The 13,891-nt window shown below is 55.5% G+C and carries 16 protein-coding genes; all 16 read left to right on the top strand.

Translation table 11 applies throughout. From position 1 onward, the window contains the following. The first annotated feature begins 32 nt into the window (after positions 1-32). The 16 genes from J9253_RS07985 (at position 33) to J9253_RS07910 (ending at position 13,881) form a co-directional block, all read left to right on the top strand. Entirely contained in the window at positions 33-2,852 is a 2,820-nt protein-coding gene (locus tag J9253_RS07985) for a monovalent cation/H+ antiporter subunit A (RefSeq protein WP_210224081.1), read from the top strand. Beyond that, positions 2,852-3,181, top strand: coding sequence for a Na+/H+ antiporter subunit C (locus J9253_RS07980; RefSeq protein WP_028487803.1), 330 nt, complete (start codon positions 2,852-2,854; stop codon positions 3,179-3,181). Before J9253_RS07985 ends, J9253_RS07980 begins: the two co-directional genes overlap by 1 nt. Then, the gene (locus J9253_RS07975; protein WP_210224080.1) at positions 3,178-4,713 is read left to right on the top strand and encodes a monovalent cation/H+ antiporter subunit D; all 1,536 of its coding nucleotides are present in this window, start codon (positions 3,178-3,180) and stop codon (positions 4,711-4,713) included. The genes J9253_RS07980 and J9253_RS07975 overlap by 4 nt, the downstream gene beginning before the upstream one ends. A gap of 2 nt (positions 4,714-4,715) precedes the next feature. Continuing rightward, entirely contained in the window at positions 4,716-5,210 is a 495-nt protein-coding gene (locus J9253_RS07970) for a Na+/H+ antiporter subunit E (protein ID WP_210224079.1), read from the top strand. After that, complete coding sequence (locus J9253_RS07965; RefSeq protein WP_028487806.1) at positions 5,204-5,473, top strand: K+/H+ antiporter subunit F; 270 nt, start codon at positions 5,204-5,206, stop codon at positions 5,471-5,473. Before J9253_RS07970 ends, J9253_RS07965 begins: the two co-directional genes overlap by 7 nt. Positions 5,474-5,477: 4 nt before the next feature. Further along, entirely contained in the window at positions 5,478-5,846 is a 369-nt protein-coding gene (locus J9253_RS07960) for a Na+/H+ antiporter subunit G (RefSeq protein WP_210224078.1), read from the top strand. A 2-nt stretch (positions 5,847-5,848) separates the two neighbouring features. After that, complete coding sequence (locus J9253_RS07955) at positions 5,849-6,634, top strand: DUF2189 domain-containing protein (RefSeq protein WP_210224077.1); 786 nt, start codon at positions 5,849-5,851, stop codon at positions 6,632-6,634. 10 nt (positions 6,635-6,644) lie between these two features. Beyond that, positions 6,645-7,055, top strand: a complete 411-nt coding sequence (locus tag J9253_RS07950; RefSeq protein ID WP_210224076.1) for a phosphate-starvation-inducible PsiE family protein — start codon at positions 6,645-6,647, stop codon at positions 7,053-7,055. Positions 7,056-7,156: 101 nt separating this feature from the next. Then, a complete protein-coding gene (locus J9253_RS07945) occupies positions 7,157-7,681 on the top strand; it encodes a Na+/H+ antiporter subunit E (RefSeq protein ID WP_210224075.1) in 525 nt (174 codons plus the stop codon). Further along, complete coding sequence (locus tag J9253_RS07940; RefSeq protein WP_210224074.1) at positions 7,678-7,947, top strand: monovalent cation/H+ antiporter complex subunit F; 270 nt, start codon at positions 7,678-7,680, stop codon at positions 7,945-7,947. The genes J9253_RS07945 and J9253_RS07940 overlap by 4 nt, the downstream gene beginning before the upstream one ends. Beyond that, the gene (locus J9253_RS07935; protein ID WP_210224073.1) at positions 7,940-8,227 is read left to right on the top strand and encodes a monovalent cation/H(+) antiporter subunit G; all 288 of its coding nucleotides are present in this window, start codon (positions 7,940-7,942) and stop codon (positions 8,225-8,227) included. The genes J9253_RS07940 and J9253_RS07935 overlap by 8 nt, the downstream gene beginning before the upstream one ends. Next, positions 8,217-9,152 (top strand): hydrogenase subunit MbhD domain-containing protein, encoded by a 936-nt coding sequence (locus J9253_RS07930; protein ID WP_210224072.1) that lies wholly within the window; start codon positions 8,217-8,219, stop codon positions 9,150-9,152. Before J9253_RS07935 ends, J9253_RS07930 begins: the two co-directional genes overlap by 11 nt. Beyond that, positions 9,149-9,436 carry an NADH-quinone oxidoreductase subunit K gene (locus J9253_RS07925; RefSeq protein WP_210224071.1) on the top strand — a complete coding sequence of 96 codons (288 nt, stop codon included), beginning with the start codon at positions 9,149-9,151 and terminating at the stop codon, positions 9,434-9,436. The genes J9253_RS07930 and J9253_RS07925 overlap by 4 nt, the downstream gene beginning before the upstream one ends. Beyond that, positions 9,426-10,880 (top strand): complex I subunit 5 family protein, encoded by a 1,455-nt coding sequence (locus tag J9253_RS07920; protein WP_210224070.1) that lies wholly within the window; start codon positions 9,426-9,428, stop codon positions 10,878-10,880. The genes J9253_RS07925 and J9253_RS07920 overlap by 11 nt, the downstream gene beginning before the upstream one ends. Continuing rightward, positions 10,877-12,379 carry a complex I subunit 5 family protein gene (locus J9253_RS07915; RefSeq protein ID WP_210224069.1) on the top strand — a complete coding sequence of 501 codons (1,503 nt, stop codon included), beginning with the start codon at positions 10,877-10,879 and terminating at the stop codon, positions 12,377-12,379. Before J9253_RS07920 ends, J9253_RS07915 begins: the two co-directional genes overlap by 4 nt. After that, positions 12,379-13,881 (top strand): complex I subunit 5 family protein, encoded by a 1,503-nt coding sequence (locus J9253_RS07910; RefSeq protein ID WP_210224068.1) that lies wholly within the window; start codon positions 12,379-12,381, stop codon positions 13,879-13,881. The genes J9253_RS07915 and J9253_RS07910 overlap by 1 nt, the downstream gene beginning before the upstream one ends. Positions 13,882-13,891: the final 10 nt, after the last annotated feature.

Raw genomic sequence — 13,891 nt, 5'->3', positions numbered from 1 at the left:
GGTTCTAGCCGGTCTTGTTGCGATGGTGTTGCATGGATTTTTCAAGCATAAACCTGCCGTTGGCAGTGCTGTTGCCTTTGATGGGTGCGGGATTGACAGTATGGGCAGCACATTTTCACCGGGTGGCTTCCGCATGGCTCGCCGGGTTGGTGACGTTGTTGGCGTTGTTGGCGCTGTTGCCTTCTCTGGTGGCGGTTTTTGCGGGCGAGACCCTTATTCAATCATGGGCATGGCTACCGGCTATGGGGCTGGATCTGGCTTTCCGACTGGATGGTTTGGGTGCTTTATTCGCGCTGATGATTCTGGTCATTGGTCTGTTGGTTATTCTCTACGCTCGTTATTACCTTTCCGCGAAAGATTCGATGGGGCGCTTTTTCGCCTATCTGTTGCTGTTCATGGGGTCGATGCTGGGCGTGGTGCTCTCTGAAAACCTGTTGCAATTGATGGTGTTTTGGGAAATGACTTCCCTGAGTTCTTTCCTGTTGATCAGCTATTGGACACATCGCTCGGATGCGCGGCAAGGGGCGCGGATGGCGTTGGCGGTAACGGGTGGCGGCGGTCTGGCCTTGCTGGCGGGTATTTTGTTGCTGGGGCAAATGGCGGGTAGTTATAACCTGTCTGATGTGCTGCTGGCGGGGGATCAAATCCGCGCACATTCTTGGTATTTGCCGACGCTGGTGCTGATTGCGCTGGGGGTCTTTACTAAATCGGCACAATTTCCCTTCCATTTCTGGCTGCCAAATGCGATGGCAGCACCCACTCCTGTTTCTGCTTATTTGCACTCTGCCACGATGGTCAAGGCGGGGATTTTCCTGTTGGCGCGGTTTTTCCCGGTGTTGTCGGGTACGCCGGAATGGTCTTGGCTGATCGGTTCGGTGGGGATGTTGACATTGCTGATCGGGGCGTATACAGCGTTGTTCCAGCACGATTTGAAGGGTTTGCTGGCGTATTCCACCATCAGCCATCTGGGTTTGATTACCTTGCTGTTTGGCTTGGGGACGGAGTTGGCAGCGGTGGCGGCGCTCTTCCATATCATTAACCACGCGACGTTTAAAGCATCACTGTTCATGGTGGCGGGGATTATTGACCATGAAACCGGCTCGCGGGATATGCGGCGTATCAATGGCTTGCTCAAATACATGCCGCATACGGCGGTGCTGGCGATGATTGCATCGGCGGCGATGGCGGGTGTGCCTCTGTTGAACGGTTTCCTGAGTAAGGAAATGTTTTTTGATCAAGCCGTAGTGGCATCGAATACGTCTATGTGGGCGTGGGTGATTCCGGCATTGGCGACGTTGGCTGGGGTGTTTTCGGTGGCATATTCGCTGCGTTTCATCCATGACGTGTTTTTCAACGGTGAGCCGATCAATTTGCCGAAAACACCACACGAGCCGCCGCGTTTTATGCGTATTCCGGTCGATGTATTGGTGGTGTTGTGCTTGGCGGTGGGGATGTTGCCAATGTTCACGGTCGCGCCGTTGTTGGCAGTTGCCGTGCAAGGAACGTTGCAAGCACCGCCCCCTGAATACAGTTTGGCTGTTTGGCATGGGCTGAATGTGCCGTTATTGATGAGTGTCATCGCTTTATTGGGTGGCGTGGCGGTGTATGTGGTACGTCAGCCGTTGTTTACTTTGTATGAAGAGCGGGTGAAAGGTCAGCAGTTGCGGCATGTGTATGATTGGATGCTGGAAAATCTGCAAGCCTTCGCCCGTTTTGTGACCCAGTGGTTTGACCGGGGAAGTTTGCAGGATGTGCTGTTCTGGGTATTGGGATTTACCTTGCTGGCGGGGTTGGCGGGTTTCTTGTCCAGCACCGCACCTTTGCTGGGTGGGCGCGAATTGTTGCCGTTGGATGGGGTAAGCCTTGCCGTGGGGTCGACCCTGATACTGGCAAGCCTGTTGAGCGTGGTATTGCATCGCGAACGTTTGGTTGCGCTTGTGGTACTGGGGGCGGTGGGTTTAGTGGTGTCGTTGGCTTTTGTGAAATTTTCCGCGCCGGATTTGGCGTTGACGCAATTGTCAGTGGAAATCGTCACAGTGGTATTGCTGATGCTGGCGCTGTATTTTTTGCCGCAATACACCCCCAGGATTAGCTCGGTATGGCGCAAGTGGCGCGATGGTTTGCTGGCGGGGGCGTTGGGGCTGGGCGCTGCGCTGCTGGCGTTGGCGGTAATGACGCGCGACACCGCAACACCGCTGGCAGATTATTTCCTTGCCAATAGCGTGCCGGGCGGTGGCGGCAAGAATGTGGTGAACGTGATTCTGGTGGACTTCCGGGGCTTTGATACCTTGGGTGAAATCGCGGTGTTGGCTTTGGCAGGGCTGGGGATTTTTGCCTTATTGCAACAGATTAAGCTGTATGTGCCCACAGAAGATAGTGGCGGGCGGGCGTGGTCTGCTGAGGCTAATCCGTTCATTTTGCAGATGTTTAGCCGCATTTTATTCCCGTTGATGTTGATGGTGGCGGTGTATGTGTTCTTGCGCGGGCATAACTTGCCGGGCGGGGGCTTTATTGCCGGGTTGATCGCGGCGTTGGCGATTGTGTTGCAAAATCTGGCGAACGGCATTGCTTGGACGGCGCAACGCTTGCGTTTCGATATGCATCAGTGGTTGGCAGGCGGTTTGCTGGTGGCAGCAGGAACCGGCTTGGTGGCAATGGCGCTGGGTTATCCGTTTTTAACATCGGCCTTTACGCATGTGCATTGGCCGCTGGTGGGTGATTTTGAGCTGGCGAGTGCGATGTTCTTTGATACCGGGGTGTTTCTGGTGGTCGTTGGGGCAACCGTGATGATTCTGGTGGAACTGGGCAAGTTGAGCCGTGTGGGTGCGTCAATCCCGAAGGAAGGTGCATGATGGAATTGTTGATTGCCTTGAGTATCGGGGTTTTGGTGGCTTGCGGGGTGTATCTGGTGTTACGTGCCAGTACGTTTCCGGTGGTGATGGGGCTGACCTTGTTGTCGTATGCGACTAACCTGTTTTTGTTTGCGATGGGGCGTTTGGCGATTGGTGTGCCTGCGGTGATCCGCCCGGATGCAACGGTTTACGCTGACCCGTTGCCGCAAGCCTTGGTGCTGACCGCGATTGTGATTGCGTTTGGGATGACGGCGTTTGCAATTGTACTGGCGCTGAAAGCACGCGGGGAAACTGGCAGTGACCATGTGGATGGCGAGGTGGATTCATGATGCATTTACCCATTTTGCCGATCTTGTTGCCATTGCTGGCGGGGATCGTATTGTTGTTGCTGCGCCCGCTGGGGGTGAAAGTGCAGCGCATGGTGAGTTTCGGTGCCGGGTTTGCCTTGCTGATGCTGGCGGTGTTGCTGTTTGATGCGTCATTGTCGGGGCAACGGCAGGTGTATGTACTGGGGAATTGGTCTGCACCTTTCGGGATAGTGCTGGTATTCGACCAGCTCGCTGCGTTGATGTTGCTGGTGACGGCAGTGTTGGCAGTCGGGGCGCTGTGGTATGCGATTGTTACGGAAACCGATGCGCAAGGCCGCCATTTTCATGTGCTGTTTCAGATGCAATTGTTCGGCTTGAACGGGGCATTTCTGACCGGTGATGCGTTTAACCTGTTCGTGTTTTTTGAGGTGTTGCTGCTGGCGTCCTATAGCCTGTTGTTGCATGGCGGTGGGGCAAAACGCACGGTGGCGGGGCTGCATTACGTGGTGGTGAATCTGGTGGGTTCGACGGTGTTCCTGTTTGCACTAGGGGCATTGTACGGGGCGCTGGGGACGCTGAATATCGCGGATATGGCGGTCAAAGTGGCGGCATTACCAGCAAAACGTGAAGGCTTGGTGATGGCGGCGGGCTTGCTGTTGTTGGTGGTGTTCGGGCTGAAGGCGGCGCTGTTCCCGCTGTATTTGTGGTTGCCTGCGGCGTATGCAAATACTTCAGCACCGGTGGCGGCGTTGTTTGCGGTGATGACCAAGGTCGGGGTGTACGCGATTATCCGTGTGCATGGCACGGTGTTTGGAGCGGAGGCGGGTAATCTGGCGTATTTCTATGCGCCGTGGTTGCTGGGGCTGGGTCTGGTGACGCTGTTGCTGGCAGCATTGGGCGTGATGGCGGCTTTCCAATTGCGGGTGCAGGTGGCCTATCTGGTATTGGCGTCGGTGGCGACTTTGCTGATTGCGGTGGGTTTGCAGTCGCAGGCGGCACTGGCGGCGGGGCTGTATTACTTGGTGCATTCTACCTTGCTGGCGGGGGGTATGTTCCTGTTGGCTGATTTGATCGTGCGCGGGCGTGGCGATTATGCCGACCGCTTTGACCCCGGAATGCAGATGCCGCATTACCAGCTCTTGGGTGGGGTGTTCTTGTTGGCGGCAATGGCAGCAGTGGGTTTGCCGCCGTTATCTGGCTTCTTTGGTAAGGTGTGGATTTTGCAGGCAGCTTTGCCGCATCCGTGGCATTGGGTTGTGTTGGCAACGGTGTTGCTGGGCAGTATGCTGTTGCTGATTGCCTTGGCGCGGAGTGGTTCGGTGTTGTTTTACAAGGTCAAGGCTAAGCCAGATGCGGCTGACCCGGTGATAACGGAGACGATTCCGGCCTTTGGGCTGAGCATGGTGGCGGTGTTGTGGTTGCTGGCAGCCGTGCCCTTGCTGGTGGTGTTGGCAAACCCGGTCAGTGCGGTCATGGAGCGGGTGGCGGCGCAAGTGCTGGATGTTTCCGGCTACCAATCGGCTGTATTTGCCCCAGCAGTGGGAGGTAAGTGAAAATGTGGAATAAAGTATTACCACACCCGTTATTGAGCGTGTTCCTGTTGTTGGTCTGGTTATTGCTGAACAATACCGTGGCCATGGGGCATGTGGTGTTGGGCGCGGTATTGGCGTTGCTGATCCCGTTGTTGACGTTGGGGTTTTGGCCGGAACGGGTGGTGGTGCGGCATCCGTGGGTATTGCTTAAGTTCCTGCTGGTGGTGTTGTGGGATATTGTGGTGGCAAACCTGCATGTGGCCGCGTTGATTCTGGGTTCTGCCCGCACGCTGCAACCGGCTTTTATGGTGATGGAGCTGGATATACGTTCGCCGTTGGGGGCGAGTATTTTGGCGAATACGATTTCATTGACACCGGGGACGGTTTCCTGCGAATTGTCGGCTGACCGTCGCCAGTTGTTGATTCACGCGCTGCATGTGGATGATGTGGATGCGAGTTTGCGCGAGATGAAGCAGCGTTACGAACGGCCTTTGATGGAGGTGTTACAGGTATGTTAAGCATGGTATTGCCGCTGGCATTTGGCATGGTGTCGCTGGCCTTGTTGTTGAGCTTGTACCGCTTGTTGGTGGGGCCGAGTGTGCCTGACCGGATATTGGCGTTGGATACGCTTTACTTGAACACGATTGCTTTGCTGATTTTGTTTGGGTTGATGCAGGGTAGCCCTTTGTATTTTGAAGCGGCGCTGCTGATTGCGGTGATGGGTTTTGTGGGTACGATCGCGCTGAGCAAGTATTTGTTGCGCGGCGATATTATGGAGTAGCGTGATGTTGGATGCAGCATTGGCGGTGTTGGTTTTGGTCGGGGCGTTTTTTACGTTGGTAGGGTCGTGGGGTTTGGCAAAAATGCCGGACTTTTTCATGCGCCTGCACGGGCCAACCAAGGCGAGTACCTTGGGTGTGGGGGCGGTGTTGGTGGCTTCGGCGCTGTATTTTTCGTTCAACGCCGATGGGGTGAGCTTGCACGAAGTGTTGGTGACGCTGTTTTTGTTCATGACCGCGCCAGTGAGTGCGCACATGATGGCGAAGGCCGCTTTGCACTTGAAATTGAAACAGGTGGAGCGGACACGTTCAGCCGTGGTTGAATCAGGGGTGGCGAATTCGTATGATGGAACCCCATTCAGCAGGAAAGAATAATTATGCAATCCATCAGCACCGAACAGCCGTTCACTGAGTACCCCGTGCGTCAGGTCGAATTGGCCGATATTCCCAAGTGGTTACGGCAGGGGGCGCAGGATATTAAGGCCAACCCGTGGTCCAGCCTGTTGTATGGCATCATCTTTGCGCTGGTGGGGGTGGGCATGAGCCTGTTGTCTGCCAATAATCCCGGTTTTTTTATGGCGACAGCAGCGGGTTTCATGTTGTGGGGGCCGTTCCTTGCGCTGGGTTTATACGATTTAAGCCTGCGGCGTGAACACGGCGATCCGGTCAATTTTTTGAAGTCTACGCTGGCGTTAAAGCGTAACCCGGTCAATTTACTGCTGTACTCTGCGTTGCTGGGGGTGCTGGTGTTGTTGTGGTTACGGATGTCGTCCATCGTGCTGGATGTGTTCCTGCAAGATACGGCAGCAGCGGAGCAGCATAGTTATATTGGTTTTATGGCGGCACTGCTGGGGTCAAAAATGGGTTGGCTGTTCACGCTGTCGTTTATGTCGGTCGGGTTGATGTTTGCACTCGTGTCATTCGTGACGGGTGTGGCTACTGTGCCGATGTTGCTGGAACGCAAGGTGAGTCTGGTGACGGCCTTGAATACCAGTATCCGCGCTATCCTGACCAACTGGAAAGTGATGCTGGCGTGGGGGGCAACCATTGCGCTGATTATTGGCGCGGGTTTGTTGCCTTTTAGCCTTGGCTTGATCATTGCCATGCCTTTGATTTCTTATGCCAGTTGGCACGCTTACCGCGATATGGTGGCAACGGTCTGAGGTCAGTTGCATGTTTGTTGTGTTAATGAAGAATTTCGAGAAATTCATCACGCTTGCCCTGATTGTGATGATGCTTATTGTTGTTGCCTTGTCTACCATGGAATTGGGTTGGTTACTGTATAAGGATGTTTTCAATCCTCCTTTGTTTGTACTTGATACGGCGGAGTTGTTGGAAATTTTTGGTTTCTTCCTGATGATCCTGATCGGTCTGGAATTACTGGAAACCATGAAGGAGTACTACCTTCATGGCAAAATTGGCCTGCATGTCATTATTGCCATTGCGCTGATTGCCTTGGGACGAAAAATTATCACGCTGGATATTGACAAGTACCAGCCACTAGCACTTATCGGCGTTGGGGTGATTATTGCCTCGTTAGTGGGTGGCTACTGGGTTATTAAGTGTGCTGATAGCTCAAAGTAGCGTTCGGTAATCATAAAACCTGTGTTTTCAAGGTTTCATTCTGGGGCTAGTGCAGGGGTATATTATACTTCCCCAGTCAGCCACTTGCCGGAACCTTGTTTATGCCGAGAATTACATTCTCCTTGTCCCGATCGTTATCTGTTTTAGCCATACTGACGGTGTTTTGGTGGTTGTTGGTAGCCGGTGATGTTGGTTCGTGGATACTGGGTGTGCCGACGGTATTGCTGGCATGGCTGGCTTATCGTCAATTGTATCTGGCTAAATCATCATCTGTGTCACAGGTGGGAACAGCCGTTTCATGGTTTGGTGTGTTGCGCTTCGTCTCCTTTTTTTTATTGGAGTCCATCCGTGGTGGTGTGGATGTGGCGTGGCGTGTGTGGTTGCCGCGCATTCCGATACACCCTGAGTTCCTCGTTTATCCTATCCATTTGCCAGCGGGTACAGCGCGTACCTTGTTCATTTATTCTATCGGCCTGTTGCCAGGAACCCTGAGTGCGGAATTGGGTGAGGATGGGCAGTTACATATACACGCACTGATAGTGGATGCGTCAACGCAGGAAGGTTTGGTACGCGTGGAACAGCGGATTGCTGATGTATTTGGTTTGGACGTGGGGAAGGTTGGATGATGCAAGTCTTTTGGGGATTGGTAATACTGGCCTTGCTGCTGGCTTTGCTGACAGGGTTGGTGGCGATTTTATCGCGCAATTCCACCGTCGAGTGGGTAATGGCAGCGCAATTGCTGGGAACATCGGGTGTTGGTATTCTGCTGGTGTTGGGGGTGAGTTTGCCGCTGCCCGTCTTGGTGGATGTAGCCTTGGTGCTGGTGGTATTGGCGGTGTTGGTGACAGCCGTGTTTACCCGTCGGCAGGCGCAGCGGGGGCAGCATGATTGATTGGCTGACCGTGATATTGGTGAGTGCTGGTGTGTTTTTCTACTGGTCGGGTAGCGTGGGCTTATTGCGTTTGCCAGACACATACTCGCGGCTACATGCCTTAACCAAGGTGGATAATTTGGGGCTGGGTTTATTGGTGGCAGGTTTGCTGTTGCAAGCCCCGGACGGCTGGTGGGCAGGCAAAGTGCTGCTGGTCTGGGTGCTGGCTTTGCTTGCCAGTGCGGTGAATGCCTATCTGATTGCCAATAGCTTGCGGCGGAGAGAACGAGATGCCGATTGATACTGTATGGCAATGGCAGGATCTGCTGTTGGCGAGTTTGGTGGTATTGCTGGGAATGGTGTCTACCCTGACCCGTGATCGGCGGCTCGCTATCCTGTTATTTGTGGTGTTGGGTCTGGTGCTGGCTTTGCTGTGGGCGCGGCTGTATGCCCCAGATGTGGCTTTAGCAGAAGCCGCGATTGGCGCTGGGGTTAGCGGTGCATTGCTGGTGTCTACTTTACGTGGGCGACGCAAATCACCCGATGCGCTGTTGTTCACTGCCCCGCTACAGTGGTTGGCAGGTGTGGCGGTGATGTTGCTGGGTGTCGCGGTGGCGTGGGGTTTACTGTCGGTGCTGGTCACCGGTAATGGCTGGCGCTTGGGTGAACAGGTGTATGCGCATCTGCCTGAGAGCGGTGTTAGTAATCCGGTGACGGCGGTGCTGTTGAATTTTCGGGCTTACGATACCTTGCTGGAGCTGGCGGTATTGCTGGTGGCAGTGCTGGGGATTCGCGCTTTGGGTAAGCCGCAGCCAGCGTATGTGGCGGAAGCGACTTTAACTGATTTGGCGGTGTGGCTGGTGCCGGTGCTGATCGTGATGGCGGGATATGTGTTGTGGGCTGGGGCGCACGCCCCCGGTGGCGCATTTCAGGCGGGCGCATTGCTGGGTGGTGCGGGTATTGTATTGGTGCTGGCGGGTAAGCGCTGGGGTGGTTTGCCGTTACGTCCGTTGTATTTGCACGGCGGGTTGGTGGTCGGTACGGGGATATTCCTGTTGGTCGGGGTGGGTTTGGCATGGTGGGGTGAGGGTTTTCTGCGTTATCCCGAGGGGCAGGCTGGGGTGTGGATTTTGTTGATTGAAGGGGCGGCAACGCTGTCGATTGGCATGACCTTGGTACTGGCTTTCATGGGAGGAATTCCACCACGGCAAGAGGATAAAATATGACGCTTTCCAGTCATGAATTGTATGTGTTCGCTGGCGTATGCCTATTGGCAGTGGGCTTGTGGGGGGCATGGTTGCACGCTGAACCGTTGCGCAAGGTCATTAGTGTGAATGTGATGGGCGCGGGGGTATTTCTGTTGCTGATTACCTTGGCGTATCGGGGCGAAAATGTGTCGCCCGACCCGTTGTTGCACGCTTTGGTGCTGACCGGCATTGTGGTGGCGATCAGTGCAACGGCGTTGGCGGTGGCGTTGATCCGCCGTCTGGAGGACACGGATGATGAGTGAGGCGCTGTTAGGCGTGATTGCCGTGCCGTTGTTGGCGAGTTTGCTGGCGGTGTTGTGGGGAAAACGCGCTCATCAAGTGGGTGTAGTCGCTTTGGCGGTGAGTGTCACGATGGCAGTGATGCTGGCGTTGCAAGTTAGTCAGTACGGGGTGCAAACCCTTGCAGCGGGAGGCTGGGGTGCTGGGTTGGGCATCGTATTGTATGCTGATGGGCTGGCCGTGTTGATGGTGTTGATGGCAAGCATGGTGATGTTAGGCGCGGGGGTGTATGCGTGGCAGTATTTTCCTGATGTCGCGAGCCGCGCCCATTTCTGGCCGTTGTGGTTGTTATTGGCAACTGCCTTGAATGCGCTGTTTGTCGCCGGGGATTTGTTCAATATTTACGTGACGTTGGAATTGCTGGGTTTGTCGGCAGCAACACTGGCGGGCTTGGGTGGCGGGCGTGAGGCATTGGTGTCGGCATTGCGTTACCTGCTGGTGGGGTTGGTGGGGTCGATGCTGTATCTGGTGGGCATTGGCTTGCTGTATGCGGGGTATGGCAGTCTGGATATGCGTCAGGTCGCAGCCGTGATGCAGCCTGAGCCGCTGGCATGGGTGGCCGTATTGCTACTGTGCGCTGGGCTGATGCTGAAAATGGCCTTGTTCCCGCTGCATTTCTGGTTGCCTCCGGCGCATTCCAACGCGCCTGCGCCGGTGAGTGCGGTGTTATCTGCTTTGGTCGTGAAGGCGGCTTTCTATCTGTTGTTGCGTTTCTGGCTGGAGTTGTTCCCACCCGTGATACGTGATGGCTGGTTGGCCGATGCGCTCGGGGTGTTGGGGGCAATAGCAGTGTTGTGGGGGGCGTGGTCAGCCTTGCGGGCGGAGCGCTTGAAATTGCTGGCGGCGTATTCAACGGTGGCGCAATTGGGGTATCTCATGCTGTTTTTGCCCTTGCTGGCGGTGGCTGATGCGGCGAGTCGTGAAGTATTGCTGGGGGCGTTGGTGGTGTTTGCCCTGACCCATGCGTTTGCCAAGTCTGCGCTGTTTTTGGTGGCGGGGACATTGTTGCACCATGCGGGGCATGACCGTATCCGTGAACTGGGGGGGATGGCGCAACAGTTACCCGTAGCAACCTTCGTGATGGCTTTGGCGGGGATTGCGCTGATTGGTTTGCCGCCGAGTGGCACGTTTATTGGCAAGTGGCAGTTACTGGTGGCAGCATTTGCCAGCGGGCAATGGTGGTGGGCGGTGGTGATCGCCGTGGGTACATTGTTGGCAAGTGCTTATGTGTTCCGTTTGCTGGGGCATGTGTTCGGGCATTTGCCTGCGGTGCGGGTGTCGGTGGTGTCGTTGTTGCGGGAAGCACCGGCGTTACTGTTGGTGTTGGTGGCAACGTTTGGGTTGGGCTTGGGTGCATCAGGCATTTGGCATTGGCTGGGTATTCGGGTGATGGAGGCAGGCTTATGAGCTGGGTGGAACAATGGTTGCCATTGCTGATTGTCCTCAGTTCGTTTGGGGTGGGGATGGTGATTTTTTTCCTCAAAGAGGAGAGTCGCTGGTTGCGTACCACCTTGAACCTGTCGGGGGCGTTGCTGGGGTTGGCGTTTGTCGGGATGATGATTTGGGGCGTATTCCACGAGCAGACATACCGGGTGGCATGGGAACTCGCGCCGGGCATGGAGCTGGTGCTGAATGCGGATGCTTTGTCGGTGCTGTTTGTCACGCTTTCCTCGCTACTGTGGTTGGTGACAACGGTGTATGCGATTGGCTATCTGGAAGGTGCGCCACACCGTAGCCGCTTCTTTGGATTTTTTAGCTGGTGTGTGTCAGCAACAGTCGGCTTGGCGTTGGCGGGTAATTTGTTGACGTTTGTGTTGTTTTACGAGTTTTTAACCTTGGCGACTTACCCCTTGGTGGCGCACAAAGGCAGTGAGGCAGCGCGTAAAGCGGCACGTTTGTATCTGGTGTATACGCTGGGTGGTGGGGTGTTGCTGCTGGTGGGGACGGTGTGGCTGACCGCGTTGGCGGGGACGCTGGATTTCACGCAGGGCGGTATTCTGGACGCTTTGCCTGCGGTGCTGCATCCGCAACTGGAATGGATTTTTCTGTTGCTGATTATTGGCCTAGGGGTGAAGGCCGCGTTATTTCCCCTGCATGGCTGGTTGCCGAGGGCGATGGTTGCCCCTGCGCCGGTAAGTGCTTTGTTGCACGCGGTGGCGGTGGTCAAGGCGGGCGCATTCGGCATTGTTCGCGTGGTTTACGACATTTACGGGATTGAGTTTGCGGCTTCCTTGGGGCTGCTGGTTCCCTTGGGAATCGCAGCGGCGTTTACCATTGTGTATGGCTCAGTGTTGGCATTATTCCAAAATGATTTGAAAAAGCGGCTGGCATTTTCGACAGTGAGTCAGGTGTCTTACATTGCGCTGGGCGTATCCATCTTGGGGCCGATTGCGACGATGGGTGGCATCGTGCATCTGGTGCATCAGGGGTTTATGAAAATTACCCTGTTTTTTGCCGCCGGGAATTATGCGGAAACACTAGGGGTGCATAAAGTCAGCGAAATGAACGGGATTGGCAGGCGGATGCCGTTGACGACACTGGCGTTTACGCTGGCGGCCTTGGGGATGATTGGTGTGCCGCCGCTGGCAGGGTTCATTTCCAAGTGGTATCTGGGCTGGGGTGCGGTGGAAGCAGGGCAGGCGTTTTGGGTATTGCCGATCCTGATTGCTAGCAGTTTGCTGAATGCGGCGTATTTTTTGCCGATTTTGCATCGGGCGTGGTTTGTGCCTGCCACCGAGCCGTGGCCGCATGAGCGTGTGCCGTTCCGGCGGCTGGAAACTCATGCTTTGTTGTTGTGGCCACCCGTCATAACGGCCTCGTTTGCCTTGTTGGTGGGTTTGCTGGCATCCATGCCGTTTAGCCCGCTGGAATGGGTGCAACTGATTGTGGAGCGGGAGTACAAGTGATGGATGAACTCAAGTGGTTGCTGCTGAGTGTACCGCTGCTGCCGTGGTTGCTGGTATTGGTGAAAGCGGATGGGCTGGGGCGGTGGTTGTTACCGTTGGCGGCAGTGCCTGCCTTGCTGGCGGCAGGCTTCGCGAGTGGTGTGACGCAAGATTTGCCGTGGGTGTTGCTGGGGTTACGCTGGGGGCTGACTGATTTTGTAGCGCAAGTATGGTTGGGTGTAAGCGCTTGGCTGTGGTTGTGCGCGGGTTTGTATAGCGTTGCGAGTGTACCGCCGGGCAGCCGTCATGCTTGGCGTTTTCGAGTGTTTTTCCTGTTGGCGATGGGGGGCAACTTCCTGCTGATTGTGGCACAGGATATGAGCAGTTTTTTCCTTGGGTTTGCAGCGATGGGGTTGGCTTCCTACGGTTTGGTGGTGCAGCAGCGTTCAGTAACAACCTCACGGGCAGGGCGGGTGTATATGGTCTGGACAGTGCTGGGTGAGGTGGCATTGTTCGCGGGGATGATGCTGGCAATGGGCGTTACTGGCAGCCATTACTTCAGCCAAGCCGCTGGGGTAGCATTGCCGTTGGAGGCGGTGGTATTACTGACCTTGGGGTTTGGCATCAAGCTGGCGTTGCCGGGGCTGCATGTATGGTTGCCATTGGCGCATGGGGCTGCTCCGCCCGCAGTGTCGGCGTTGTTGAGTGGGGTGATGGTCAAGGCAGGGATTCTGGGTTTGTTGCGCTTTTTGCCAACAGGGGCAGAAACCACGGTATGGGTGGCTGAAATATTGATAGGGCTGGGGTTGTTTGGGGCGTTTTATGCGGTGCTGCTTGGGTTGCTGCAACAGGCACCAAAGGTGATTTTGGCGTATTCAACCATGAGCCAATTGGGCTTGATGAGTGCCTTTACGGGGTTAGTGCTGCTTCAGACTGAGGTGAATGCCGCGTTGGTGCTGGCGTTGCTGTGGTATATGGTGCATCACGCGCTGGTGAAGGGGGCGTTGTTTCTCGGGGTGGGGGTGTTCAAGCGTAATCTGGCGGGGTGGGCGTTGGGTTTGCTGGCGGTGTTGGCTCTGGTGCTGGCAGGCTTGCCGTTCACCAGTGGAGCGTTGGCAAAGGCGGAGATTAAGGCGGTGTTGCCTGCTGACTATGAGTGGTTGGGGGCTGTGCTGTTGGTGAGTACGGTGGCAACCAGTTTGCTGATGGGACGGTTTGTGTTATCACTCCAGCGTTATCGGGAACAGCACCGGGCGCATGGGCATCATGAGGCAGCGGCAGTGGAGTTGCTGGCTTGGGGGCTGTTGCTGGAGGGAGTGTTTGGCTGGTACTGGTGGGTGGATATGCCGCGTGGTGAATGGGTGGATTTCTTGCCGATCATCTTGGGGGTATTGCTGAGCGTGCCGCTATGGTGGGTGGCAAGGTTGCCGCGTGTGGCAGCGGGGGATGTGCCCGTATGGCTGGCTAAGTTGGGGTATCGGGCGCGGCAGCGTGTACAGATGACACGCTGTCGCGTTGAATAGCGTGGATATT

It is taken from the genome of Thiothrix litoralis (assembly GCF_017901135.1).
Taxonomy (GTDB): Bacteria; Pseudomonadota; Gammaproteobacteria; order Thiotrichales; family Thiotrichaceae; genus Thiothrix; species Thiothrix litoralis.
The sequence above is the reverse complement of the archived record's forward strand: the minus strand, read 5'-3'. Positions and strand labels throughout refer to the sequence as shown.

Bases quoted from the DNA above. Each gene is read 5' to 3' on its own strand.
- J9253_RS07985 (WP_210224081.1), top strand. From the start codon at position 33: ATGGATTTTTCAAGCATAAACCTGCCGTTGGCAGTGCTGTTGCCTTTG.
- J9253_RS07980 (WP_028487803.1), top strand. From the start codon at position 2,852: ATGGAATTGTTGATTGCCTTGAGTATCGGGGTTTTGGTGGCTTGCGGG.
- J9253_RS07975 (WP_210224080.1), top strand. From the start codon at position 3,178: ATGATGCATTTACCCATTTTGCCGATCTTGTTGCCATTGCTGGCGGGG.
- J9253_RS07970 (WP_210224079.1), top strand. From the start codon at position 4,716: ATGTGGAATAAAGTATTACCACACCCGTTATTGAGCGTGTTCCTGTTG.
- J9253_RS07965 (WP_028487806.1), top strand. From the start codon at position 5,204: ATGTTAAGCATGGTATTGCCGCTGGCATTTGGCATGGTGTCGCTGGCC.
- J9253_RS07960 (WP_210224078.1), top strand. From the start codon at position 5,478: ATGTTGGATGCAGCATTGGCGGTGTTGGTTTTGGTCGGGGCGTTTTTT.
- J9253_RS07955 (WP_210224077.1), top strand. From the start codon at position 5,849: ATGCAATCCATCAGCACCGAACAGCCGTTCACTGAGTACCCCGTGCGT.
- J9253_RS07950 (WP_210224076.1), top strand. From the start codon at position 6,645: ATGTTTGTTGTGTTAATGAAGAATTTCGAGAAATTCATCACGCTTGCC.
- J9253_RS07945 (WP_210224075.1), top strand. From the start codon at position 7,157: ATGCCGAGAATTACATTCTCCTTGTCCCGATCGTTATCTGTTTTAGCC.
- J9253_RS07940 (WP_210224074.1), top strand. From the start codon at position 7,678: ATGATGCAAGTCTTTTGGGGATTGGTAATACTGGCCTTGCTGCTGGCT.
- J9253_RS07935 (WP_210224073.1), top strand. From the start codon at position 7,940: ATGATTGATTGGCTGACCGTGATATTGGTGAGTGCTGGTGTGTTTTTC.
- J9253_RS07930 (WP_210224072.1), top strand. From the start codon at position 8,217: ATGCCGATTGATACTGTATGGCAATGGCAGGATCTGCTGTTGGCGAGT.
- J9253_RS07925 (WP_210224071.1), top strand. From the start codon at position 9,149: ATGACGCTTTCCAGTCATGAATTGTATGTGTTCGCTGGCGTATGCCTA.
- J9253_RS07920 (WP_210224070.1), top strand. From the start codon at position 9,426: ATGATGAGTGAGGCGCTGTTAGGCGTGATTGCCGTGCCGTTGTTGGCG.
- J9253_RS07915 (WP_210224069.1), top strand. From the start codon at position 10,877: ATGAGCTGGGTGGAACAATGGTTGCCATTGCTGATTGTCCTCAGTTCG.
- J9253_RS07910 (WP_210224068.1), top strand. From the start codon at position 12,379: ATGGATGAACTCAAGTGGTTGCTGCTGAGTGTACCGCTGCTGCCGTGG.